Source organism: Sorangium sp. So ce385 (assembly GCF_051474135.1).
GTDB classification, from domain to species: domain Bacteria; phylum Myxococcota_A; class Polyangia; order Polyangiales; family Polyangiaceae; genus Sorangium; species Sorangium cellulosum_D.
Genome location: NZ_CP150337.1, coordinates 4,718,543 through 4,741,697 on the forward strand (window position 1 = coordinate 4,718,543; position 23,155 = coordinate 4,741,697).

Annotated in this window: 21 protein-coding genes; 9 read left to right on the plus strand and 12 right to left on the minus strand. The window is 73.8% G+C overall.

Annotated features, from left to right (window positions below; translation table 11 throughout):
• The first annotated feature begins 43 nt into the window (after positions 1-43).
• Complete coding sequence (locus WME83_RS17365) at positions 44-1,183, plus strand: acyl-CoA dehydrogenase family protein (protein ID WP_437320398.1); 1,140 nt, start codon at positions 44-46, stop codon at positions 1,181-1,183.
• Between the two features lie 136 nt (positions 1,184-1,319).
• On the opposite strand, the gene WME83_RS17370 is transcribed toward WME83_RS17365, so the two are convergent.
• Complete coding sequence (locus tag WME83_RS17370) at positions 1,320-2,285, minus strand: FHA domain-containing protein (RefSeq protein ID WP_437320399.1); 966 nt, start codon at positions 2,283-2,285, stop codon at positions 1,320-1,322.
• A gap of 261 nt (positions 2,286-2,546) precedes the next feature.
• Positions 2,547-2,696 (minus strand): hypothetical protein, encoded by a 150-nt coding sequence (locus WME83_RS17375; protein ID WP_020735437.1) that lies wholly within the window; start codon positions 2,694-2,696, stop codon positions 2,547-2,549.
• 240 nt (positions 2,697-2,936) lie between these two features.
• On the opposite strand from WME83_RS17375, the gene WME83_RS17380 reads away from it, so the two are divergent.
• Positions 2,937-4,163, plus strand: a complete 1,227-nt coding sequence (locus WME83_RS17380) for a protein phosphatase 2C domain-containing protein (protein WP_437320400.1) — start codon at positions 2,937-2,939, stop codon at positions 4,161-4,163.
• Between the two features lie 14 nt (positions 4,164-4,177).
• Entirely contained in the window at positions 4,178-4,852 is a 675-nt protein-coding gene (locus tag WME83_RS17385; protein ID WP_437320401.1) for a pseudouridine synthase, read from the plus strand.
• 49 nt (positions 4,853-4,901) lie between these two features.
• On the opposite strand, the gene WME83_RS17390 is transcribed toward WME83_RS17385, so the two are convergent.
• The 6 genes from WME83_RS17390 to argJ form a co-directional block, all read right to left on the minus strand.
• A complete protein-coding gene (locus WME83_RS17390; protein ID WP_437320402.1) occupies positions 4,902-6,002 on the minus strand; it encodes an enolase C-terminal domain-like protein in 1,101 nt (366 codons plus the stop codon).
• Between the two features lie 28 nt (positions 6,003-6,030).
• A complete protein-coding gene (locus WME83_RS17395) occupies positions 6,031-6,723 on the minus strand; it encodes a TlpA family protein disulfide reductase (RefSeq protein ID WP_437320403.1) in 693 nt (230 codons plus the stop codon).
• A 23-nt stretch (positions 6,724-6,746) separates the two neighbouring features.
• Positions 6,747-7,214: a 3-hydroxyacyl-ACP dehydratase FabZ gene (gene fabZ, locus WME83_RS17400; RefSeq protein ID WP_020735442.1), complete on the minus strand. Its 468-nt coding sequence runs from the start codon at positions 7,212-7,214 to the stop codon at positions 6,747-6,749.
• A gap of 41 nt (positions 7,215-7,255) precedes the next feature.
• Complete coding sequence (locus tag WME83_RS17405; protein ID WP_437320404.1) at positions 7,256-7,834, minus strand: OmpH family outer membrane protein; 579 nt, start codon at positions 7,832-7,834, stop codon at positions 7,256-7,258.
• Between the two features lie 161 nt (positions 7,835-7,995).
• The gene (locus WME83_RS17410) at positions 7,996-8,856 is read right to left on the minus strand and encodes a hypothetical protein (protein WP_437320405.1); all 861 of its coding nucleotides are present in this window, start codon (positions 8,854-8,856) and stop codon (positions 7,996-7,998) included.
• A 331-nt stretch (positions 8,857-9,187) separates the two neighbouring features.
• A complete protein-coding gene (gene argJ, locus WME83_RS17415) occupies positions 9,188-10,363 on the minus strand; it encodes a bifunctional glutamate N-acetyltransferase/amino-acid acetyltransferase ArgJ (RefSeq protein WP_437320406.1) in 1,176 nt (391 codons plus the stop codon).
• Between the two features lie 282 nt (positions 10,364-10,645).
• On the opposite strand from argJ, the gene WME83_RS17420 reads away from it, so the two are divergent.
• The 4 genes from WME83_RS17420 to WME83_RS17435 all read left to right on the plus strand — a co-directional run bounded on the left by WME83_RS17420 (position 10,646) and on the right by WME83_RS17435 (position 17,053).
• Positions 10,646-12,262 (plus strand): hypothetical protein, encoded by a 1,617-nt coding sequence (locus WME83_RS17420; RefSeq protein ID WP_437320407.1) that lies wholly within the window; start codon positions 10,646-10,648, stop codon positions 12,260-12,262.
• A 9-nt stretch (positions 12,263-12,271) separates the two neighbouring features.
• On the plus strand, positions 12,272-13,132 hold the full coding sequence (locus tag WME83_RS17425; protein ID WP_437320408.1) for a hypothetical protein: 861 nt from the start codon (positions 12,272-12,274) through the stop codon (positions 13,130-13,132).
• Between the two features lie 167 nt (positions 13,133-13,299).
• Positions 13,300-15,432 carry a DUF2169 domain-containing protein gene (locus WME83_RS17430; RefSeq protein ID WP_437320409.1) on the plus strand — a complete coding sequence of 711 codons (2,133 nt, stop codon included), beginning with the start codon at positions 13,300-13,302 and terminating at the stop codon, positions 15,430-15,432.
• A 160-nt stretch (positions 15,433-15,592) separates the two neighbouring features.
• The gene (locus WME83_RS17435; RefSeq protein WP_437320410.1) at positions 15,593-17,053 is read left to right on the plus strand and encodes a serine/threonine-protein kinase; all 1,461 of its coding nucleotides are present in this window, start codon (positions 15,593-15,595) and stop codon (positions 17,051-17,053) included.
• Between the two features lie 444 nt (positions 17,054-17,497).
• Here WME83_RS17435 and WME83_RS17440 read toward each other — a convergent pair whose 3' ends face one another.
• Positions 17,498-18,307: a fumarylacetoacetate hydrolase family protein gene (locus WME83_RS17440; protein WP_437320411.1), complete on the minus strand. Its 810-nt coding sequence runs from the start codon at positions 18,305-18,307 to the stop codon at positions 17,498-17,500.
• An 87-nt stretch (positions 18,308-18,394) separates the two neighbouring features.
• Entirely contained in the window at positions 18,395-18,979 is a 585-nt protein-coding gene (locus WME83_RS17445) for a class I SAM-dependent methyltransferase (protein ID WP_437320412.1), read from the minus strand.
• A gap of 204 nt (positions 18,980-19,183) precedes the next feature.
• Between WME83_RS17445 and WME83_RS17450 the strand changes: the two genes are divergently transcribed.
• Complete coding sequence (locus tag WME83_RS17450; protein ID WP_437320413.1) at positions 19,184-19,894, plus strand: DUF2293 domain-containing protein; 711 nt, start codon at positions 19,184-19,186, stop codon at positions 19,892-19,894.
• A gap of 5 nt (positions 19,895-19,899) precedes the next feature.
• Here the strand turns inward: WME83_RS17450 and WME83_RS17455 are convergent, their stop codons facing one another.
• A complete protein-coding gene (locus WME83_RS17455) occupies positions 19,900-20,526 on the minus strand; it encodes an HAD family hydrolase (protein WP_437320414.1) in 627 nt (208 codons plus the stop codon).
• Between the two features lie 297 nt (positions 20,527-20,823).
• Here WME83_RS17455 and WME83_RS17460 point away from each other — a divergent pair, with 297 nt between their 5' ends.
• Entirely contained in the window at positions 20,824-22,014 is a 1,191-nt protein-coding gene (locus tag WME83_RS17460) for a vWA domain-containing protein (RefSeq protein WP_437320415.1), read from the plus strand.
• A 44-nt stretch (positions 22,015-22,058) separates the two neighbouring features.
• Here the strand turns inward: WME83_RS17460 and WME83_RS17465 are convergent, their stop codons facing one another.
• On the minus strand, positions 22,059-23,111 hold the full coding sequence (locus tag WME83_RS17465; protein WP_437320416.1) for an LNS2 domain-containing protein: 1,053 nt from the start codon (positions 23,109-23,111) through the stop codon (positions 22,059-22,061).
• Between the last annotated feature and the right edge of the window lie 44 nt (positions 23,112-23,155).

Consider the following 23,155-nt stretch of genomic DNA (forward strand, 5'->3'; position numbering starts at 1 on the left):
GGGCTCGGCGAGCGCCGTCCCTGCCGTACTAGCCGGAGGTCACGTGGTCGATTTCTCTCTGAGCGAAGAGCACAAGGCTCTCATCGATACGGCGCGTCGCTTCACGAAGGAGCGCATCACCCCGATCGCGGCCGAGTGCGATCAGAAGTCGCACTTCCCGATGGACGTCTTCGTGGAGGGCTGGAACATCGGCCTCGTCAACCCGAGCTGTCCGGCCGAGTACGGCGGCCCGGGGATGGGCGAGATGGAGAACGCCCTCCTCGCCGAGGAGCTCTCGTACGGCTGTACCGGCATCCAGACGAGCTTCCTCGCGAACGGGCTCGCGCTCACGCCGATCAAGCTCGCGGGCAGCGAAGAGCAGAAGAAGAAGTACCTCGGCATGCTCACCGCCGAGCCGATCATGGCGAGCTACTGCACGAGCGAGCCGGACGCGGGCAGCGACGTCGCGGGGCTCAAGACCCGCTTCACGAAGCACGGGGACGACTACGTGCTGAACGGGCAGAAGTGCTGGATCACGAACGCGAGCTACGCGCGCTACTACGTGATCTTCGCGACCGCGAACCCGGAGCTCCGGCACAAGGGGATCGCGGCGTTCATCGTCGACCGGGACACGCCCGGCCTCCGCGTCGGCAAGAAGGAGGACAAGCTCGGCCAGCGGGCGAGCGACACCGCGCAGGTGTTCCTCGAGGACGTGAAGGTGCCGAAGCAGAACCTCCTCGCGGCGGAGGGGTACGGCTTCAAGCTCGCCATGGAGACCTTCAACCAGACCCGCCCCGACATCGGCGCGGCCGCGACGGGCCTGATGCGCCGCTGCCTCGACGAGTGCGTGGCCTACGCCAAGGAGCGCAAGACGTTCGGCCAGCCGATCGGCAACCACCAGCTGATCCAGTGGATGCTCGCGGAGATGGCGATCCGCGTCGAGGGGACGCGGCTGCTCTACCAGAAGGCCGCGTGGAACCTCGATCACGGGGTGCGCGACCCCATCGTCTCGAGCTTCGCCAAGGCCTACGGCGCCGACAGCGCCATGCAGACCGCCGTGGACGCCGTCCAGGTGTTCGGCGGCAACGGCTACGTCAAGGAGTACCCCGTCGAGAAGATGATGCGCGACGCGAAGGTCCTCCAGATCTACGAAGGCACGAGCCAGATCCAGCGCATCGTCATCGCGCGCCAGCTCCTGTCGTAGCGCGCGGCGCGCCGCGGGGGCCGGCAGGGCGCCGGGGGAGCGATCGCCTCGTCCGGCGTCGCGCCCTGCGCCGGCTCGCGCTCCCCTCGCCGGCGCGCGCCGGCGCCGCTCCGGCCCGCCGCGAGGGCGGACGGCGTCACGTCTGCGGGTGCCAGATCAGCGTCAGCTCGGGGCCCAGCGTGAGGGCCAGGCCCTCGGCGGGGATCATCACGCGGCGCACCTTCTGGCCCGCGTACCTCGTCCCGTTCGTCGAGCAGAGATCGAGGGCCATGACCTCGGTGCCGTCGCGCAGGAGCAGCAGGTGGGTCCGCGAGATGTGGGTGCTCAGGACGGCGCGCAGCCCGCGATCCAGGCAGTTGTCCGCGCGCCCGAGCAGCACGCCGTCGTCGAGCGCCCGCTCGGGCAGCTCGACCGCGGCGCTGCGCTCGCTCGACTGCAGCGTGAGCCGCACGTACCCGGTCTTGGCGCGCGGCGCGACCATCTCCTCGATGTGCGAGACGGGCCGCACCGACGTGATGTGCGAGATCTCCCCGCGGGCGAAGCGGTGGCTGGTCGTGATGCCCTCGGTCGGGGACGGGGGCACGGCGGCGCCGCCTTCGGGCTTCTCCGAGACGCTCTCGAGCCCGCGCGGCGGCTCGCTCATCCCGCACGAGCTCACCTGCAGCACCCGCGACGAGGCGCGCGGCCCGACCGGGAGCCCGCCGACCACGTGCTTGCCGATGCGCACGAGCAGCGGGCCGCTGACCACGATCGAGCGCCGCGGCACGTCGTCGTCCACGAAGAACGGGATCGAGGTCTGCAGATCCATGAGCCGCAGGCCGAAGCCGCCGTCGGGCAGGTTGCAGCACGTGGCGACCAGGTGCCGCACGCACACGTCGTCGCCCGACGCGAACTTCACGTCGCAGCGCGGGTGCGAGCCGAACACGGCGTACGCGCCGGTGTTCGCGGGCATGTCCAGCCACGCGACGTCGCCGCCCGACACCCGGAACAGCCGGTAGCCCTCGATCATCGGCGACTCGGGCGGGTTCAGCGCCATCACCGCCTCGGCGGTGGACAGGGCGCGCCGCATCGTCGCGACGTCGATCCGCGGTTGCACGGTCATCGCGCGCTCCAGACGACGCGCCGAGTCGCGCGCGGGATCGCTCGCGGCGCCGGCCTGCCAGGCTCGAGCGTGAACGGCGGAATCGCTGTGCGGGCCTGCGGCGGCGCCGCGGCAGGAGCGAGCGTGGTGGATGGCAGACAGCAGCAAGGCCTCATGCGGTCGAGCCGAATCCTACCGGAATTTTTCGTCTGAGGCTCTTTCGCTGCACGTCCCGAATCTGCTGCGGCCGCTGGCCGAGGGTCGAGACGACGGATGTCCGGCTCAGCTCACGCCGACGCTGACCTCCGCAACGAGCTCGCCGCCCCAGCGCCAGAAGGCGACCGAGCGGCTGAACAGGAGGATGACCTCCAGCCCGAGCCCACCGCCGAATTCGAGCCGAAAGCGCCCGACGTCCACCTCGATGAGTTGCATGCCCCCGGAAGACGCGAGAGTCGGGCCAACCGTGGATCCGTGCGCGTTGCACGCTGGTGTGTCCGCCGGGGGCACGGCCTCGCCGCGGCCGGTGCGCAGGGCCTGCCGGGCGGCGTCGGCGTGGCCCCGGCAACGAACGCGCGGCGCAGGGTCGGGGCGAGCGCGGACGAGCGCAGGCGAGCGGGCGCGGAGCGACCGCGCGGTCGCCGAGCCCCGCGCGATTTTGACGCCGCCCGCACGGTGTCTATCCTGGTCGCGGTGTCCCGGATCCTCCCGCGCTTCGACTATCGCATCGAGTTTGCCGCATCGACCGATGTCGGCCTCGTCCGCCCGAGCAACGAGGACCGGATCCTCTGTTGCCCCGAGCTCGCCCTCTTCGGCATCGCCGACGGCATGGGCGGCCACGCCGCCGGCGAGGTCGCCGCCCAGATCGCGATCGACACGGTGCGCGACGAGGTGCTCCGCCCGCCCGCGGCCGCCATCCTCGACGCCTACGTGGCCGACCCGAACATCGAGGCGCGCCGCGAGGTGTTCGCGCTGCTCCGCCGCGTGGGCGAGGCGGCGCACGCGGCCATCCTGGAGGCGCGCCGCACCGAGCCGAGCTACCAGGGGATGGGCACGACGCTCGACTTCGTGGTGCTCGCGCACAGCCGGGCCTTCTTCGCCCACGCGGGCGACAGCCGCGCGTACCTCGTCCGCCCGACGACGACCGTCCAGCTCACGCAGGACCACGCCCTCTACGACACGCTCCGCGCGGCCGGCACGCCGACCCCGGCCAGGAAGCCGCAGCGCAACCCGCTCGTGAACGCGATCGGGCTCGCGGGCACCGTCTCGGTCGACACCCTGTTCGTCGATCTCTCGCGCGGCGATCGCATCCTGCTCTGCACCGACGGGGTGCACAACGCGATCGAGAGCGAGGCGTCGCTCTCCCGCTTCTGCGCGAAGGGCGGCCCCCAGGACGTCGCCGAGGGCCTCCTCAAGCACGCGCGCGAGCGCGGCGGGCTCGACAACGCGAGCGTGATCGTCATCGACATCATGGAGCGCTTCGTGAAGCGCGCGGACGACGCCGGTCCGTCCTCGCGCGACCTCTCGGTGCTGTCCGCGTGCCCGCTCCTCGCCGGCATGAGCCCGGCCGCGGTGCTCGGGGCGCTCGCGGCGGGCGTCGAGGTGGAGCTCGGCGCGGGCGATCGCATCCCGCGCGACGTCGCGAGCGACCTGGTCGCCTACCTGGTGCTCGACGGGGCCGTGGACCTGCCCGACGGGCGGCGGATCCTCTCCTCCGGCCTGCTCTTCCCGGAGTCGCTCGTCGGCGCGCGGCGCAAGGGCGACCTGCCGGTCGCCGCGGCGCGGACGCGGCTCATCCGGATCCGCAAGGACGATTTCGCCGAGGTGTGCGAGCACGACGCCGAGCTCGCGGCCGCCCTGTACCAGCGGCTCGCGCGGTACCTCGCCCTGGGGACCGGCTGAGCGGCGCCTCCGCGATGCAGCTCTCCCTGCTCCACCTGGACGATCGCGTCGCGGCCTTCGCGAAGCCGTCCGGGCTGCTCGTGCACCGCGGCTGGGGCAGCGCGCCGGTCGTGTTCGTCGATCTCGCCGAGCGAGCCCTGGGCCGGAAGGTGTTCCCGGTCCACCGCCTCGACCGGGCGACGAGCGGCGTGCTGCTCGTCGCGCTCGACGCGGCCGCGGCGGCGCTGCTCGGCGCGCAGTTCGAGCAGGGCCTCGCGCGGAAGCGCTACCTGGCGCTCGTCCGCGGCGTGCCGCCCGAGCGCGGGTGCATCGATCACCCGATCCCGCGGCGCGAGGGGGGCCCGCGCGTCCCGGCCGTCACCGAGTTCGAGCGGCTCCACGCGCTCGAGCGCTACGCCGTGGTCGAGGCGCGCCCGCGCACGGGGCGGCTGCACCAGGTGCGGAGGCACCTCAAGCACATCAGCCACCCGATCATCGGCGACGTGAACTACGGCAAAGGCGAGCACAACCGCCTCTTCCGCGAGCGCTACGCGCTGCACCGCCTCGCGCTGCACGCGGCCGAGCTCGCCGTCGCGCACCCCGAGACGGGCGCCCCGCTGCGCATCGCCGCGCCGCTGCCCGACGACTTGCGGGGGCCGTTCGACCAGCTGGGCGTGCCGGCGTGGATCGGCGCGGCGCCCGCGGCGTGAGCGCGCCCTCGGCGCGCCGGCGGTCCTCCTCCGCGGGGACTGGAGCGCGCTAGCCGGCTCCCGGATCGCGGCGCTTCGGCGCGGCGCCGTGCCCCGCCCGGATCCCCTCGAGCGAGAGCGCCGGGCCTCGCTGGGCGAAGCCGCCGTCGAAGGGGTTCTCGGCGAGGAACATGGGCGTGTCGAGATCGACGAACGAGAACCCCCCGAGGCCGGCGGCGAAGCAGGCCGACGCCGTCATCGCGAGCACCGACTCGACCATCCCGCCGATCATCAGGCCGAGCCCCGCCGCGCGGGCGACCGCCGCGATGTCGAGCGCCTCGGCGATGCCGCCCTTCATCAGCTTGATGTTGACCACGGTCGCCGCGCGCTCCGCCGCGACGCGGAGGACGTCCGCCGCGGAGGCGGCGCTCTCGTCGGCGGCCACGTCGACCCCGGCGCGCCGCGTGACCTCCTTCATGCCGTCCCAGTCGTCGCGCGGCACCGGCTGCTCCAGGAGCGCGACGGTCGCGCCGAGCCGGCGCGCGTGCGCGACGAGCGCGAGCGCCTCGGCCGCCGTGAGCCCGCCGTTGCCGTCGAGGATCAGCGACGCCTCCGGCGCCGCCGCGACGATCGCCTCGATGCGCGCCGGGTCCGACGCGGCGAGGCGGCCGCCGACCTTCACCTTGAGCGCGCGGAAGCCCATGGCCGAGGCCCGCCGCGCGGCCTCCTCCGCGCGCTCCGGCGAGCCCGTGGTGATGGTGATGTCGGTCGTGAGCGCCGTCCCTGCGCCGCCGAAGAAGGCCCAGAGCGGCATGTCCGCGCGCTTCGTGAGCGCGTCGAGGATCGCCGTCTCGATCGCGCAGCGCGCCGCGCCGGCGCCGCCTCCCGCCGCGGCGCGGAGCGCGACCGCGATGGCGCGCCACGCGCGCGCGTCCGCGCCCACGACGGCGGCGCGCAGCGACAGGGCGGCGGCGCGCGACGCCTCCTGCGTCTCGCCGTTGAAGGCGGGCAGCGGCGCGGCCTCGCCGAAGCCGAGCGTCCCGTCGGCCAGCTCCACGGTGACGAGGAGGTTCGCCGCGCGCTCCTGCGCGCCGCCGGCGATGCCGAACGGCTCGTGCAGCGGGATGTCGAGCGCCTCGACCGAGACGCGCTGGATCAGGGTAGGGGACATGAGGATAGCCGCCGCCTTCGCGCGAGGCTCACGGGGAGGGGCGGGCGCCGCCGCCGGGCGCGGGCGCCTCGGCCGGGGGAGGCGTCGCGTTCGGAGCGGCCGCCGGCGCCGCCGCGTTCGGAGCGGCCGCCGGCGCTGCTGCCGGCGGCGGAGGGGCCGCTTCGCCGAGCAGCGCCTCGATCTCGCGGGCGATCTTCTCCTCTTCGCCGTCCTCGTAGCCGGCGTGGATGTGACGCACGACGCCGCGCCGGTCGACGATGAAGGCGGTCGGCATCCTCCGCGGGTTATAGCTCTTCACCGCGCGCTGGTCCTTGTCCCAGAGGATCTTGAACTTGACGCCTGCCTCGTCCGCGAACGCGACGAGCTGCTCCTTCGAGACGTCCTCGGGGGCGTCGAGGGCGACGGCGAGCACGGCGAGCCCGCCGCCGAAGCGCTCGACGAGCTCCTGGTACTTGGGAAAGGACTTCCGGCAGGGGTGGCAGTAGGTCGCCCAGAAGTCGACGATCACCACCTTGCCGCCCGCCTCCCTGAGCGTGGAGGGCCCTTCGCCGCTCACGACCTCGGCCGCGAGCTCGGGGGCCGCGGAGCCGACGAGGCCGCCGCCCGCCTCGGGCGCCGGGGGGGCGGCGGGCGCGGCGCCGCCGCAGCCGGCCGGCAGCGACAGGGCGAAGGAGGCGCAGAGGACAGCGGCGACGCGGGCGAACGATGGGCTCCGGCTCATGGGGCGATCTCCCTCTCCGATCATCATGGCTCGCGATCGACGACGGAGGCGAGCATCTCCCCCTCGGCGCAGAGCGTCCCGTCGACGCTCGCCTCGCCGCGCAGCTTCCACACGTTCGAGCGGTGGTGCAGCACCTCGACGTAGAGGTCGAGCCGATCGCCGGGCGTCACCGTGTGGCGGAACTTCGCCTTGTCGATGCCGAGGAAGAACATCAGGTTCGACGTCGCGTCGAACGGGTCCGACGCGTAGGCGAGGATGCCGCCGAGCTGCGTGAGCGACTCCAGGATCAGCACCCCGGGCATGATCGGCCGCTGGGGGAAGTGCCCCTGGAACCAGGGCTCGTTGTACGCGACGCACTTGTAGCCGCGGATGCTCTTGTTGGCGGTGACCTCCGTCACCCGATCGACCATCACGAGCGGATAGCGGTGCGGCAGGATCGACAGGATCTGATGGATCTCGAGCGAGACGGGCTCTTGGGTTCGGTCGGGCAAGGCCGGCTCCTTTCGGCGGCGTGGCGCGCGCGGGCAGGGCGCTACTTGGCGTCGTCCTTCTTCTCCGCCTTGTCGCCGCCCGCGTCGTCCTCGCCGCCGCCGGTGTTGTAGAGCTGGACGACCTGCTCCGTCAGGTCGAGATCCGCGCGCACGTAGGGGGCCGCCTGCTTGTCCAGGATGATCTCGTAGCCCGACTTCTTCGCGATCCGGCCGACGATGATCATCATCTTCTTGATGATGGGCCCGGTGAGCTCGCCCTGCTTCTTCTGCAGCTCCTTGTTGTAGTCGACGAACACGGTCTGGAGCTCGACCATCTGGCGCTGCCAGTCCTCCATCCGCTTTTGCAGCGACTCGCGCGAGAGCACGCGCGACTGCTTCTCGATGTCCTCGCGCGCTCGCTGGAGCTCGGTCTGCTTGGCGTCGAGCTCCTGCTGGCGCCGGTCGAAGAGCTTCTTCAGGGTGGCCTGCGCGCGGATGCCGTCCTCGGTCTGCATGACGGCGTGCTGCACGTCGACCACGGCGATCCGGGTCTCGGCGGCGGCGACGCTCGGCGCGGCGAGGGCGAGCGACACGACGGCGGCGCGGGCGATCCGGACGAGGAGCGGCGCGGGACGATGCACGGGGGAGCGGGCGACCATTCGAGGCGATTACCCGCCGCGTGACGGACGGTCAAGGTGTGCGGGGCAGGGCCGCGGAAGGTGAGGGTGCGTCGATGGAGGCTCGTCGTCCGCCGCTCCGCCGCGGCGGAGCGGCGGCGGGGGCCTCGGTCAGCGGCGGTGGATCAGAGGCACTCGCCGGAGATGCAGTCCTTGCCGTCGGGGCAGGGCTCGTCGAGCGTGCACTCCGGCGCGACCTCCTCCCGCGTCTTGCAGAAGCCGTCCTCGCAGCGGACGAAGCGGCTGTCGATGAGCCTGCAGGCCTGCTCGCTCGCGCACGGGTAGTGGCAGTAGCCGTCCTCCATGCACTCCTGGCCCTGGGCCGCGCAGGACGTGGCGGCGCAGCCGGGCTGCGGCGACGGGTCGGCCATGCAGGCGCCGGTCACCGCATTGCAGACCTCGCCGGGGGCGCAGTCGTCGTGGGTGGCGCAGCCCGCGGCGCAGGCGCCGTCGACGCAGAGCGCGCCGCCCTCGCACGGCGCCGCGTCGCTGCACTCGGGGTTCTCGGTGTCGGGGACGCAGACCCCGCGGTCGCAGCGCGTGCCGGGCGCCTCGCAGGGGGCGCTGTCGGAGCAGCCGTCGGCACACTCGCCGTTGACGCACAGCCGGCCCGCGCCGCACTCGTAGCTGAACTCGCACGCCGCGATGCAGAGCCCGTCGACGCACCGCGTGCCGTCCGCGCACGCGTCGTCGCCGTCGCAGGGACATGTGGTGAGGTCCGCGTCGCAGGCGGCCTCTCCGCCGCCCTCGCCGCCCTGGCCGGCGCCGCCCTGGGCGACGCCGCCCTGGCCGGCGCCGCCCTGACCGCCGACGTCGGGCTCCGCCGGGCGACAGCCGTAGCCGTCGCAGATGAGGCAGTTCTCGCCGTCGCGGTCGCAGTGGATCGCGGCGTCACCGCAGCCGCCACAGCCCGTCGCGGTCGCCGCGAGCATCAGGAACAGCGCGCCTCGACCCAGGATCTTCGCAAGGGGGGAATGAAGAAGCATCGAAGTCCTCCAGCGGCGGCCGGCACCGGCGCGGCCCTCCCGCACGACTACCATGCCGCGCGCTAACACGCAGCGTGCCACGGGGCGGCCGGAGAGGCGTGCCGCGGGGCGGCCGGAGAGGATCGCGGGGAAGCCCGATCGGGCTCTCGTTTTGTGAACCTGCGTTCACCAGCGCTCGTCGCGCGAGGTTCACTGGCCGCGGGCGCAGCGCGAGGCGGGGCGGCCGTCGCTCCGGGCGGCATGGCTCCGCCGGACGCAGCAGGGGGTTCCGGTCAGGGCGCAGCTGCGGGCGCGCTCGCGGCGAGCGGCCCGGCCGGTCGCCCCGCGCGGCTCACGAGCGGTAGCCGGCGTTCACGTCGACGTAGCCGTGTCCGAGGTCGCTCGTCAGGTAGGAGAAGTCGCCCGGGCCGCTGCCGAGCACGAGCTCGATGACGTAGGTGTCGCGCGCGAGCACCTCGTTCGCCTTGCGCTCGGCCTCCGCCCCGATCGGCGCGCCGTTCTGCACGATCGGGATGCCGCCGACGAGGATCTGGGCCTCGGTCGGATCGAAGGGCACGCCGGCGCGGCCGGCGGCGGCGAGCAGCCGCCCCCAGTTCGCGTCCTTGCCGAACAGCGCGGTCTTCACGAGCATCGACGTGGCCACCGTGCGCGCCACGGCGCGCGCCGCGTCGCGCGTCGAGAGCCCGCGGACGCGGATCTCGGCGACGTGCGTGCTGCCCTCGCCGTCGGCCACCATCGAGCGCGCCAGCTCGCCGCAGACCTCGGTGAGGGCCGCCGTGAGCTCGTCGCGCGACGCGCGGCGCTGGGACGCGCCGGAGGACAGGAGGAGCACCGTGTCGTTGGTGCTGGTGTCCCCGTCGACGGTGCACGCGTTGAACGTCACGTCGCACGAGGCCGCGAGCGCCTCGTTCGCCTCGCCCGGGTCGAGCACGGCGTCGGTGAACAGGAAGACGAGCATCGTCGCGTGGGGGGGGCCGACGTCGGGGTGGATCATCCCGGCGCCCTTGCCGATGCCGAGCAGCGTGGCGCCCCCGGCCAGCTTGCGTTGAGAGAGCTTCGGCCAGCGGTCGGTCGTGCAGATCGCCTGGGCGAAGTCGAGGTAGCCCTTCGGCGACAGGCGCGCCGTCAGCTCGGGGACGCGCTCGACGATCCGGTGCGCCGGCAGGACGGCGCCGATGACGCCGGTCGACGCGGGGAGGACCTCGTCCTCCGAGGCGCCGATGGCCTCGGCGACGGCGCGCGTCGTGTCGAGGGCGGCCTTCCAGCCGGCCTCGCCCGTGCACGCGTTGGCGCACCCGCTGTTGGCGACGACGGCGCGCGCGCGGCCCGACCGGACGCGCTGCGTGGCGATGTCCACGGGCGCCGCGCGCACGAGGTTCCGGGTGAACATGCCGGCCACCACGGCCGGCTGATCGGCCACCGCGAGCGCGACGTCGATACGTCCGTCTTTCCGGATCCCCGCGCTGATGGCGCCGAAGCGAAACCCTGCAACTGGCTCGAAGCTCATGAGGGCGCGGAGTCTACGCACGAACGCGCGCCGGGAGAAAGCGGCAATGGGGGACCAGAGGCCACGTCGAGCGCTGTTCGGCGGATCGCTCGCGGATCGCTCGCGGTGCTCGGCGCTGCGCTCCGGCGGCGGAGCCCCTCCTCGGGAGCGGCTCCGCCGCCAGGGAGCTCGGATGCGGCGCGTTTCTCAGGGCCGCTCCACTCTTCTTGCTATTCGCGTCGCCGCGAATGACACGTCCGGAGGCGGCCGGGCTGAGCGCGACATTTGCAATGCTCCGGGACGATGGCCGCCGTCCGGATCGTCGATGTCAAAGGCCTGTATCTCCCGGGCTCTCCGGACAGCTCCGCGCCGCCGGGGACGACGCGAGCGGCTGCGTACAGCCCCGGATACACGAGCCTGGACAACCAGGGACGCGTCTACATCAATCGAGATCTCGACGGCCAGTGGGCGAGGAATACGCAGCTCATCGAGCTCACCGTCGAGGTGACGAGCCCCGACGGCGAGCTCCCGGAGGGCGCGCGGATCCGCTGGAGCGCGCGCGATCCCGACGACCCGTTCAACGAGCGGCCGGAGGTGCACCCGGACTGGGCCCCCACCTTCGACGAGAACGATTATGACGCCGCGGGGGCCTACGTGGCGCCGGCCGAAGACGACAACGAGGGGACGCCGGACCAGAGCCCCAGCTGGGAAGAGGTGGACGGCTATCCGATGTCCGACGCCACGGAGACCAGCGCGAGCACGGCCATCGTGGGGATGAGGAGCACGATCCGGCGCCACATGACCGATATCGCCGGCGACAACCTGATCGTCCGCGCCGAGCTCGAGGCCGAGGGCCTCGCGGAGGCCCCCGCCGACGAGACCGGGATCATGACGATGTGGCGCCGGATCGACGTCGAGTACATCCGCATGGAGAGCGCGCCCCCGCTGCCGCTGGACCAGGTGCCGAGCCATTTCGAGCCGGTCTTCACGCAGCTCGATTTCTCCGAAGAGCGGGTGATCCAGGACCGGCAGCACCTCGCGCCCGACGCGAGCACGCTCGGCGAGCATGCGCCGCGCTTCGTGAGCGAGGCCTTCTCGCACGCCGGGGAGCCGGGCTGGTTCTGCCTGATCGCCGCGCTCGAGCCGCACCCGGTGCCCGAGGTCCAGGGCGCGCCGCTGTTCACCGGGATGGTCACGATCCTGGACGGCGGAGAGGGAGAGAGGCGACGGGAGTACGTGGAGATCCCGGGCGATCACCCCGAGGCGGGCCATGTCACGTTCCGCTGGAACGGCGAGCAGATCGGCTTCTCGGTGGCGATCGCGACCGTCCTGTCCGACCCGCCGCGGACGCGGCTCTGGCTCGAGCCGCACGACATCCAGAGCCAGTTCACCGCGGGCGACGGGTCCATCGCGCACGCCTACAGGGACCGCCTCTTCTTCTTCCCTCGCGCTCGCCGCAGGGGCGCCGCGTGGGAGCCCCCGGGCTACGGCATCCCGGCGCGCGTCGAGGCCGTCGTGCGGGGGGCGGGCGCCGCCTACGCCGCCGGCATGAGCCCCACGATCGACGTCGGAACGGCGAGGTACTTCGCCGGCAGGACCATCCTCTTCACCCACCACAGGGCGTGGTGGGACGCCGCGCGCGAGCAGCCCCGGCCCGGCTACGAGCAAGGCACGCTCCACACGATCGTCCACGAGCTCACGCACGCCTTCGGGATGCCGCACAAGTGCGGCTACTTCGACTACCGGACGCCGCGCTCGAGGACGTGCTGCATGAACTACCGCTCCCACTGGATGATCGACGCCGACCAGCAGCTCATCCCGGGGACCGCCGGGCTGGTCGGCGCCGACCTGTGCGGGCGCCACGCGAAGGAGACCCGACGCGTGCGCCTGGAGAGCAACAAGGGACTTCGATGGAGATGAGGGGCTGTCATGTCCGATGAACACGCGCGGAGCGACCGGGATCCGGCCGATCCGCCGGGCCTTTCGCTGCGCTCGCTCGACCACGATCGCCGCTACGTGCTCGGCTTTCCCCTGCACGTGGCCATCACGCTGTGCGCCGACCGACCCGAGACCTGCATCCGGCGCCTGCCGCGCCCGAGCTGGGCGGGCAACGCCGGCGCGATCGGCGTCCGCCTCGCGCGGGCCGGCACCGGCGAGGAGGTCGTGAGGGCCGAGCCGTCGCCGGTCGCGCTCCCCGAGCACGGCACGCCGGTGTTTCGCCTGTGCCCGGGCGCGTGCAGGCGCATGCTCATCGATGTCTCGTCGTACCTGCCCGCGGGGCTCGCGCCCGGGAATTACACGCTTGCGGTCGTCTACGCGGGGCCGCCGGACCGGGTGGAGAGCGCACCGGTGCCGATCGAGCTCGCGGCGCCGAGCGCCGAGGAGCAGCGCGAGCTCCTGCGCCTCGCGCCCGCGGTCGCCCGCGCGGGCTCGTGGGGCCGCTGGACGATCCTCCCCCCGGAGGGCGGCGCGCCGGTCACGGGCCGCGCGGCGCCGGGCGATCCGCTCCGCTTCAACCGCATCTTGCGGACCCTGATGTACGGGCCGGAGTCGCTCTGCGACGTGGATCCGGCCGTGCTCGACGCGCTCGACGGCGTCTATGCGCCGGAGGCCCACGCGCTGCGCGCCGAGCTCCACGCCGCGCGGGGCGACGCGACACGGCTCGCGGAGAAGGCGCAGCTCATCCGGACCACCTACCCGGGGCTCGCCTGGTGGATCGAGCGGATCGAGGCGGGGGAGAGCGAGATCGGCTTCGTCCGGGCATGCCGGGCGACGCCGCGCGGCGGGTGAGCGCCGGCGCCGCGCCCGCGCCGTGAGGCCGGCGCGAGGGCGTCGTGTCCACACGCGGATCACCGAACTGCAACACGACCTTCACCACGCCCGAGGTACTCCTGTCGGGAAGCAATGGTGACGACGAGGCGAGCCATGGCCGGTAGCAGCAGCCGGAGCGCGCGGGCGTGAGCGCGCTCCCCCCCGACATCGTCACGGCGCTCCCCGGCGCCGAGGCCGCCGCCGTCGCCTGGCGCACGCAGGGCCAGCGGTACATCACGATCATCGTCAAGGCGAGCTTCGCGTTCACGCCCGGCGCGGCCATGTGGCGGACGGAGCCGCAGGAGATCCTCCGCGCCGAGGTCCATCACGGCAAGAACCCCGCGCGGAGCGTGCGGTTCACCGGCGACCTCGCGCCGTACCTGGGCCGCGCCGACGTCCTCTTCACGGGTGACGCGCACGCCCCGCTCGGCGCGCAGGTCCTGTCCTTGCCGGTGCGGCTCGCGGTCTTCGGCGCGAGCGGCTGCGCGCTCGACAAGCGCCTCCTGGTCCGCGACAAAAAGCCGTTCCAGCGGGTGCCGCTCGTCTACGAGAAGGCGGTCCGCGGCGCCAACGGGTGCGACAACCCGTTCGGCGTCGACCCGAGCGAGGGCGCGGCGATCGTCGTCGATCCGCAGGACCCGGCGCGGCCCGCAGGGCTCGGCCCGATCGCGCGCGCCTGGCCCGCGCGCAAGCGGCTGCTCGGCAAGATCCGGCGCGAGGCGCTCGAGGGCCCGAACGCGGAGATCCCCGCAGGCTTCGACTGGTCGTACTTCCAGGCGGCGCCCCCGGACCAGCAGATCGATTTCCTCCGCGGCGACGAGTGGATCGTGCTCGAGAACCTGCACCCGGCCGCGCCGCGGCTGGAGATGCGCCTGCCGAGGGCGCGCGGGGTGGCGCGGATCGAGGGGCTCGCCGCGTCCGCGGCGTCCGGGGGCGAGATCCTGGAGCTCTGCGCCGATACGCTCCGCATCGACGGCGCCGAGCAGCGCTGCACGGTCGTGTGGCGCCAGATCGTGCCCGTCCCCGGCGAGGACGACCTCGCGGCCCTGCGGATCGCCGCCGGCGTCGCGATCGACGGCGAGGAGCTCGCGTGGCCCGAGCGGCGCCCCGGGCGCGCCGGGCGCGTCGAGGCAGCGCGTCCGGTCGAGCCCCGGATCGGTCCGGAAGGGACCGTGCTGATCGAGGCGCCGCCCGACGTCGCCGCGCCGGCCCTCCCGTGGGGCGCGGATCCGGGGCGCACGATCCACCTCTCGGACGACGAGATCGAGATCATCGATCTGCTCCAGGGGCCGCAGCAGACGATCGCGCTCTCCGAGGAGCTGAGCGCGACGGCGGTGCGCGCGCCGGCGCTGCCGTTCGAGCCCTCGCCCGCCGCGCCAGCGCCGGCGCGGCCAGGCTCGCCGGGGCTCGCGTCATCGCGGGGCGACGTCGCCGACTCGAGCAGGACGATCGCCCTGTCGGACGCGGACGAGGCGCGCGCCAGCGAGCGGCCGGCGACCCCGTTCTTCCTCCAGCCGACGCCGTCGCCCCGCCTCGCGATCGACCCGCCGATCCCCGGCGCCCCGTGGTCCAGCGAGCGCCCTTCGCCCGCGCCCGATCCGTCCTCGGGCCTCGCGACCCTCGCGCTGGACGACGAGGTCGCGCCTCCGCTCGAGGTCGCGCCCCCGCGCCTTGAGGCCGTCCTCCCGGCCCTCCCGGCCCTGGGCGCCCTCGGCCGCGAGCCCGAGCCGCCGGCCGCCTCCCGCTTCTTTCACGTCCTCCGGTGCCCGGGCGACCCGCCGCCCTCCGAGCCGCTCCCGCCGCTCGGCGAGGACGACGAGGTGAGCCTCGAGCGGTGCGCGATCGTCGCGGCGGAGCTTGAGGAGCGGCCGATCCCCCGCGCCGACGTGCTCGAGGCGCACGGCCTCTCCGAGGCGCGCTGGCAAGAGGCCGACCGCCGCTGGCGCGAGGCGATGGCGGACGAGGTCAGGCGCCGTGAGCGAGCGCTCCGCGACCGGTTCGACAGGGCGTATGTCACCGCGTGGGAAGCGGTCCGCGGCGCCCTGAGCGCGACCGACTACGCCCGGCTGGTCGTCGCGACCGAGCGCAACGGGGTCTCCGCCGCGCTCGGCGAGAGCGCGATCCGGCGCACCGTGTGGGCGCGCATGCGGCGGGTCTGGGCCAGGCGGCTCGCCGACGATCCGCGCCTCCGATCGCGGGTCGAGGCCGAGATCGCGAGCCTTCGCGAGGCGCCGCGGCCGCGCGCGCAGGGCGGCGCGCTGTCGGCCCACGCCCTCTGATCGCGTCGGATCGCGCGCCGTCGTCATCGCGCCGTCCGGTCCGAGGGCGATCGCGCCCCGGCCCCCGCGCCGCGCCCGGCACGTGCGCCGCGCGCCGTGCCCCTTGACCGCGGCGCGCGGGGTTCCGAACATCGCTGCTGGTGCAAGCGATGGTTCGTCCATGATCGACGCGTTGACGCTGGGCAGGGAGCTCGCCGGCCGGTACAGCGTGGATGGGCTGCTCGGCGTCGGCTCGATGGGCGCCGTCTTCCGCGCGCGCCACCTCGCCCTCGCGCGGGACGTGGCGATCAAGGTGCTCACGGGGCACGCGGAGCCGAACGCGGGCGAGCGGATGCTGCGCGAGGCGCGCATCTCGGCGCTCATCAAGTCGCCGCACGTGGTGAGCTGCTACGACTTCGGCTTCCTCTCGAGCCGGTCGCCGTTCATGGTGATGGAGTACGTGGGCGGCCCGTCGCTGGCCGCGCGCCTCCAGGGCGGGCCGCTGCCGCTCGACGACCTGCGGCGCTACATGCTCCACGCGGCGCGAGGGATGGCCGCCGCGACGGAGCTCGGGGTGATGCACCGCGACCTGAAGCCGTCGAACATGCTGATCGCGCCGTCCGGAGAGCTGAAGGTCGCCGACTTCGGCCTCGCGCGCCTGACCGCCACGACCGGGCCCACGGCCCTGCGCGAGCAGCCCCTCACGGCGATGGGGACCGTGCTCGGGACGCCCTTCTACATGGCGCCCGAGCAAGCGTGGAGCCCGCAGGAGAGCGACACGCGCGCGGACATCTACAGCTACGGCGCCTCGTTTTACCACGCGGCCACGGGGCAGCGGCCGTTCGAGGAGCAGGAGCTCCTGCCGCTCTTGCTCGCGCACCGGCAGGACATCCCGGCGCGGCCGCGGGCGCTCCGGCCCGAGCTCGACGAGGACGTGCAGGCCGTCCTGGAGCGCTGCCTGGCCAAGGACCCGAAGGACCGCTTCCAGTCGTTCGAGGAGATCGAGGCCGCGCTCCTGGGCGCGCAGAGCGCGCGCTGGGGGGATCCGCACGATCTGACGCTCAGCGCGTACCTGGAGCAGTACCAGCGCGTCCGCCCCGTCATCCTGGCGGGCGGCCCGATCGGGCCGGTCACCTCGTTCCAGTTCCACGGGGACAGGACGCTGTCGATCGTGCGCGCGAACATCGCGTCCGTGTCGGCCGACGCGCTCGTGAGCTCGGACGACGGGCAGCTCACGATGTCCGCCGGCGTGGCGATGGCCCTGAACCACGCGAGCGGCGGCGTGTGCCACCTGGAGACGCGCAAGTACGTGCCCGTGCGCCACGGCGGGGTGGTGGTCAGCTCCGCCGGCAGGCTGAGCGCGCGGTTCGTCTTCCACGCGATCACGCTCGACTGGGATCACGTGGCGACCTACCGGCCGACCCGCGATCTCATTTTGCGGCTCCTCGAAGGGTGCTTCTACCACGCCGACACGATGAAGCTCCGGAGCATGGCGTTGCCGCTGCTCGGGTCCGGGCGGGCGGGCTTCTCACCCGCCGAGTGCCTGGACACGATGGTCGAGTTCCTCGTGAAGGCGATGCTCCTCGGCGGGACCGGGCTCTCGCACGTCACCATCGTGCTCCGGGACGGGCATGCGTTCTGAGGCGTTTTTCGGCCCGGCGGGGCCGCGCGCGGCCGCGCTCGGGGCCGCGCTCGGGGCCGCGCCGACGCCGTGGGCCAGGAGCGCCATGGGGTGCCATCGCCAGTTGTTCTCGATCGATGTCATCGGTGACCTCGGGGCTCTGTTGCGGCGCGCGCGGCCCCGTGGCCCGGGGCGCTCCGGCGACGCAACGGCGGGTGGATGGATGCCGTTCGCCGGCGAGGCTGTGCACAGGGCCTGCCATGCCGGGCAGCGGGCGCGCCGGCCGGTCCGGCCGCGGATCAGCGCCGCGAAGCCAGGGGAGCGGGCGCCCGCTCGATGACGGAACGCCGCAGGGGCGACGGGCGGGTGAGCCGATCAGGCATCAAGCAAAGCACCGGCGCGGGCACCGAGCCGCGCACGACCGCCGTCGGGGCTCGGCGAGCGAGCCGCCGTCGGCTCGATCGCTCAGCGGGCGCCGGCGCCGTTCTGCGGAGCCGCGACGGGCACGTGCAGCGGCCCGACCCCGGGCGCGCCGGCCGTGGCGCCGACGATGTCGATGACGAGCTCGTCGCCGGACACGAGCGGCCCCACGCCCTGGGGCGTCCCGGTCGCGATGACGTCGCCGGGCTCCAGCGTCATCACCCGGCTGATGTACGCGACAAGCGCGGGCACGCTCCAGAGCATCTGCGCGGTCATCCCGTCCTGCCGCACCTGGCCGTTCACGACGGCGCGCACGCGGAGCGCCGCGGGGTCGAGCTCCGTCTCGATCCACGGCCCGACCGGGCAGAACGTGTCGAACCCCTTGCCGCGCGTGAACTGCACGTCCTTCCGCTGCAGATCCCTCGCGGTGATGTCGCCCAGGCAGGTGTAACCGAACACGTGATCCGCCGCCTCCTCCGGCCGCACGGCCTTGCAGCGGCGACCGATGATCACGCCGAGCTCCGCCTCGTGCTCGACCCGCTGGCTCTCCGGCGGGAGCACGATCGACTGGCCCGGGCCGATCAGCGCCGAGGGCGGCTTGAGGAAGAGCAGCGGCTCGACCGGGACCTCGTTGCCCAGCTCCTGCGCGTGCGCGGCGTAATTGCGCCCCACGCACACGATCTTCGTGGGCGCCACGGGGCAGGCGAGGTCGACCTCGGTCCACGCCACGGCCTCGCCGGTGGTCTTGCCGCCCAGCCAGGGCGGCGCGTCGAGCACGAGCGCGGCCGCGCCCTCGAGGCGCGCGAAGAAGGCCGGGCGATCTTGATCCGGAGGCGAGAGACGGGCGAAGCGCATCGCGCGAGCAAAGCGCGATCCGCGCGTCGCGGCAAGTCCGCGCCCGGCGCGGCGCGCGGTCGCGCCCGCGCCGTCACGTCCGTGTCGTCACGGAGGGGGCGGCGCGGCGCCCCGCCGCCGCGCGACGAGGCGGGCCTCGTGGCGCCCTTCCTCGAGCCACCCTTCGTCGTACCGGACCACCTCGAGCGCGTCGCCGAGGAGGCCGGGGAGCTCGCCGTCCTCGAGCAGCCAGCGCGCGCTCGGGTGCGCGTGCCGCAGCAGGTTCGACCGCGTCGGATGCACGACGACGAGGTGGCCGCCCGGGGCGAGCTCCGCCGCGCAGGCCGCGAGCCTGCGCTCGAGGAAATAGAAGATCAGGATCAGGTCCCAGGGCCCCCCGGGCAGCGGATCGCGCTCCACGTCGAGCAGGGCCGTGCGCAGCGCGAGCCCCTCGCGCGCCGCGGCGCTCCGCGCGACGCCGAGCCCGACCTCGGAGATGTCGGCCAGCGTCACGTCGAACCCGCGCCGCGCGAGCCACAGGGCGTGCCGCCCCGCGCCGCCGGCCAGATCGAGCGCGCGCCCGCGGCGGGGCAGGAGCGGATCGAGCGCCGTGAGCACCGCCGAGGGCTCGCCCGGATCGCCGCCGCCCTCGCGGTAGCGGGCGTCCCACCTGATCCGATCGTCGTCCGACACGCTGGCCTCCTGTCCGGTGGAGCGCGCCGCGCGCAGGGGCAGGCCCCCGCACGGCGACGCGCGCGCGGGCCGCTCGCCCTCGGGCACGAGCCCGCGGGCCCCTCGCGCGGCGCGGAGCCTACCACCGCCCTGTTCGGCGGCGCGAGGGCAGGGCGGGGGCGACGGCGGCTGGACGCGCGAGATGACCTGGCCTACCGCGCCGCCATGCCCGAGTGCCTGACCCTGGCCCCCACCCCGGATCCCCGTCGCTTCCGCGCGCCCGACGGCGCGCTGCTCTCGCCGCCCGAGGGCTGGGCGTGCCTGCCGCCGGGCGACGCCGGGCTCACCCGCCGGGTGAAGCTCGCGGGCCCCTCCTGGATGGTGGTCGAGAAGCGCGGGAGAAAGACGTTTTCCCGGGGCCTCTGGGCGCCGGCCGCCAACATCGAGGCCGCCCGCGCCGCGCTCGAGGCCGAGCGCAGCACGCCCGCCTACGCGAAGAAGCGCGAGGCGGACGCCCGGCGGCGGGAGCGCGACCAGGAGGCGTACGTGCGCGAGTTCGAGGCCGAGGTCGCGGCGTTTCTCCGGTTCTCGCCGCGCTACGCGGCGCTCGCGCGGGCGCTCGCGACCCGGGTGACGGAGCACGCGACGCCCGTGGGCAGCGGCACGGTCGCCCGCACGGAGCGGATCCCGGTCGCGCGGCGCGCCGAGTCGGCCGTGATCGCGTGGATGCGGCACCAGACGACGGCGTACGACTCGATGGCCATCCCGCGCGTGAAGGGGATGCGCCGCGAGGTGCGGCGCGATCTCGCGCAGATCTCGCGCGCGATCCTCGACCTGCACCGCGGCGACGCGCCGCACGCCGCCGCGTCGTGCCCGCTCTGCGGCGCGCTGGCCGGCGCCGGCGCGACGGCGCCCGCCCCGGCCGAGCGGGCCTAGCGCCCTCAGGCGTCGAGCAAGCCCTCGTCGACGAGCCGGGCGCGCAGCCCCGCGGCGCCGTCGAACAGGTGCGCGCGCATCCCGACCGCGGCCGCCGCGTCGCAGTTCTCCGCGCGATCGTCGACGAACAGGCAGTCGCCCGCGTCGACGCCGATGCGGCTCACGAGGCGATCGAAGAACTCGCGCGCCGGCTTGCGCACGCGCAGGTGATGGCTCGAATAGACACCCTCGAACAGGGCGTCGAGCGCGAACGCCTCGCGCAGCTCCTCGACCCACACGGGGTAGTTGCTCGCCACGAACCGGAGCGCGCGGCCCTCCAGCGCCTCGACGAGCTCCCGCACGCCGGGCAAGAAGCGGTATTCCGCGCGGCGCACGCGGTTGAAGGCGTCGATATCGAACGAGACGCCCTCGGCGCCCTCGCGGAAGAACCGGCGGACGAACTCGGCCTCATCGATCTCGCCGCACTCGAACGCGGGCCAGCACGTGGGGTCGCGGTGCCGGGCGACGTCGCCGGGCGCGGCCGCCCGGATCGCCGCGGCGAGCGCCTCGCGGTACGGGTCGTAGAGGACGGTGTCCATCAAATCGAAACAAACCGCGCGGACGGTGCGAACGATGCGGGCCATACGGACCATACGGTACGGAGCCTAGCACCGGCGAGCGCCCGTGTGAGCGCGCAGGTCACATCGGCTTACAGGTTTTGCCGCCACACGGGTGAGTTGCGGTGACGGCGCCTCAGACGGGCACCGACTGACACCGTATTTTAGAAACCATGTCTCGCAATGAGGAGATTTCTGGCTTATACTATTCATGGGTGGCGAGGTCTCATGAGCGCGGTCCGGCGGCGCGTCGGCTCGTGAGGCACTCATGTGGTGGGTTGCTTCTCTCTACCGGCGCACGGCGCCGGCACTTGCTTATAAAGGAGTCAGGCCATGAGATTGCCTGCGATGGGCATTGCCTTGTTCGTGGTGGCTGCGGTCGGTACGGCGTGCGGCGGCTCGGGCGGCGACGATCTCTCCCCGGGCGGCTCGAACAGCTCGGGCAACGGAAGTGGCGGCGATGACGGCGGCTTCGGCTCCGTCGGCTCAGGGAGCGGTCTGACCTCGGGCAGCGGCTCGAATCCGAGCGGCGCCGGCGGCTCGACCGGCGCCGGCGACGCGTGCGCCACGCACAGGGCGAGCGCCGAGCTCCAGCCCGTGTACCTGGCGGTCGCGTTCGACGTCTCGGGTAGCATGGGCGCGAACGATCGGCCCTCGCACAGCAAGGAGCTCAAGTGGGATCCCGTCGTCGCTGCGACAAAGCAGTTCTTCGCGGATCCTGCGTCCGCGGGGCTCACCGCCTCGCTCACCTTCTTCCCCGGCGCGGAGCGGCGGCGGATGTGCTCGGCCAGGACCTACAGCTCGCCGGACGTCGAGATGACGCCGCTGCCCTCCGAGGCGTTCGCCGAGGCGATCGATGACGTCACGCCGGAGAGCGACGACGACTGGCGCATGGGCACGCCGACGGCGTTCGTGGTCGAGGGGACGATGTCGTTCGTCCAGCAGCAGCGCCGGGAGAAGCCCGGTAAGTACGCGCTCGTGCTCGTGACCGACGGCTACCCGCAGCTGTGCGAGGGGTCCGACTCGATCGAGGCCGTGGTCGAGCACGTCGAGGAGGGGCGCCAAGACAACATCCCGACCTACGTGATCGGGGTGGCGAACCCGCCGGACGACAATCCGGGGAACGTGGACAACCTGGCCGAGATCGCCGTGGCCGGCGGCACGGGGGAGGCGTTCATCATCGAGACCGGCAACCCCGACGCGACGGCGACCAGCTTCAGGGCGGCCATCGACCAGATCCGCGGCGCCGCGGTGTCGTGCACGATCGCGATCCCGCCGGCCCCCGAGGGGAGGACGTTCGACAAGCAGCGGGTGCGCGTGACGTACGCGAGCGGACAGAGCGAGCCAAAGGCCCTCGCGTACGATCAGGAGTGCGCGAGCGGCGACGCCTGGCGCTACGACAACCCCGCGAACCCGACGCAGATCGAGCTCTGCGAGGACGCGTGCAGCGCGGTGCAGTCCGACCCCGCGGCGGCCCTGGGCGTCGACTTCACCTGCGAGGACGTGATCGAGATCCCGCTGTGATCGGCGGCGGGGGCGCCCCGTCCAGGGGCGCGCCTGCGCGACCCTCAGGGCGCGCAGGCGGCAGGTGGGCTGAAGAGCGCCGCGGCGAGGGCCCGGTAGTCGTCGTGGTGCACGCCGCCGCGGAGATCGCCGCCGAGCTTGTAATAAAAGCATCGTGAAGGGGCGATCCCCGCGGCCGTGTACGTCGCGACGTCGCTCGGCATGTTGCCGAAGCCGAAGGACGGCACGATGCCCGTCCGCGCCTTGAGCCACCCGAGCTCGATCGTCTTGTACTCGGCGGCCGCGCGGCCGAAGGCGCCGGTGACGCCGATGGTGGTGTGGAGGATGCCCGGCGGGAATCCCTGCCTCCTCAGCCACGCTCGCGTGCTCCCCACGAGCCACTCGGGGCGCGCGGTCACGTAGAAGAGGTGAACCCCGCTGTCGGCCAGCGCGCGCATCGCCTCGGCCGCGCCGGGGTGGGCAGCCGGCGGGGCGCCGCCGAAGAGCTCGCCGACCACCGCCACCTCGCTCGAGGTGAGCGTCCCGTCGACGTCGGTGACGGCCACGCGCGCGCCGGGCGGGAGGACCTCGATGAACAGATCCGCGCTCGTGCCGTCGCCGACCACGGCGAAGTGGACGCGGTGCCGGCCGACGTCGAGGCGCCGCCCCGCCGTGAGATCGAGGTAGACGCGCCCGCCGGTGTCCGGGATGCCCTCCGCGGTCGGGCGCGGGCGATCGTCGCCGCTCGTCCGGAAGGTGCCGAGCCGCTCCCAGGCGCCGCTGCAGCCGCGCAGGAGATAAGCCTCGACGTCCTCGTCCTCGAGATCGTCGTCCTGCGGCCCGTAGGCGAACTTCGCGATGGCCCACTGGGGGCCTCCGGGGCGCGCGAAGAGGTCGCGGCCCCGGTGGCGCGGCCACCCGCTCGCGACGAGGCGCGAGCGCGTGTGCCTGAACCCGCGCGGCAAGGCGGCCGGCGGCGGCGCATCGCAGGCCGGGCGGGGCGGGCAGGCGCCGGCCCTGGCCGGCGGCGCGGGCGCAGCGGTCGGGCGCGGGGCGCCGGCGCAGGCGACGGCCGACAGGACGGCGAGGAGCAGCGGGGCGAGCGGACCGGGGCGCAATGCGAGGCCACCTATACCGCGGCGGCGCCGCGGCGCGATCGGGT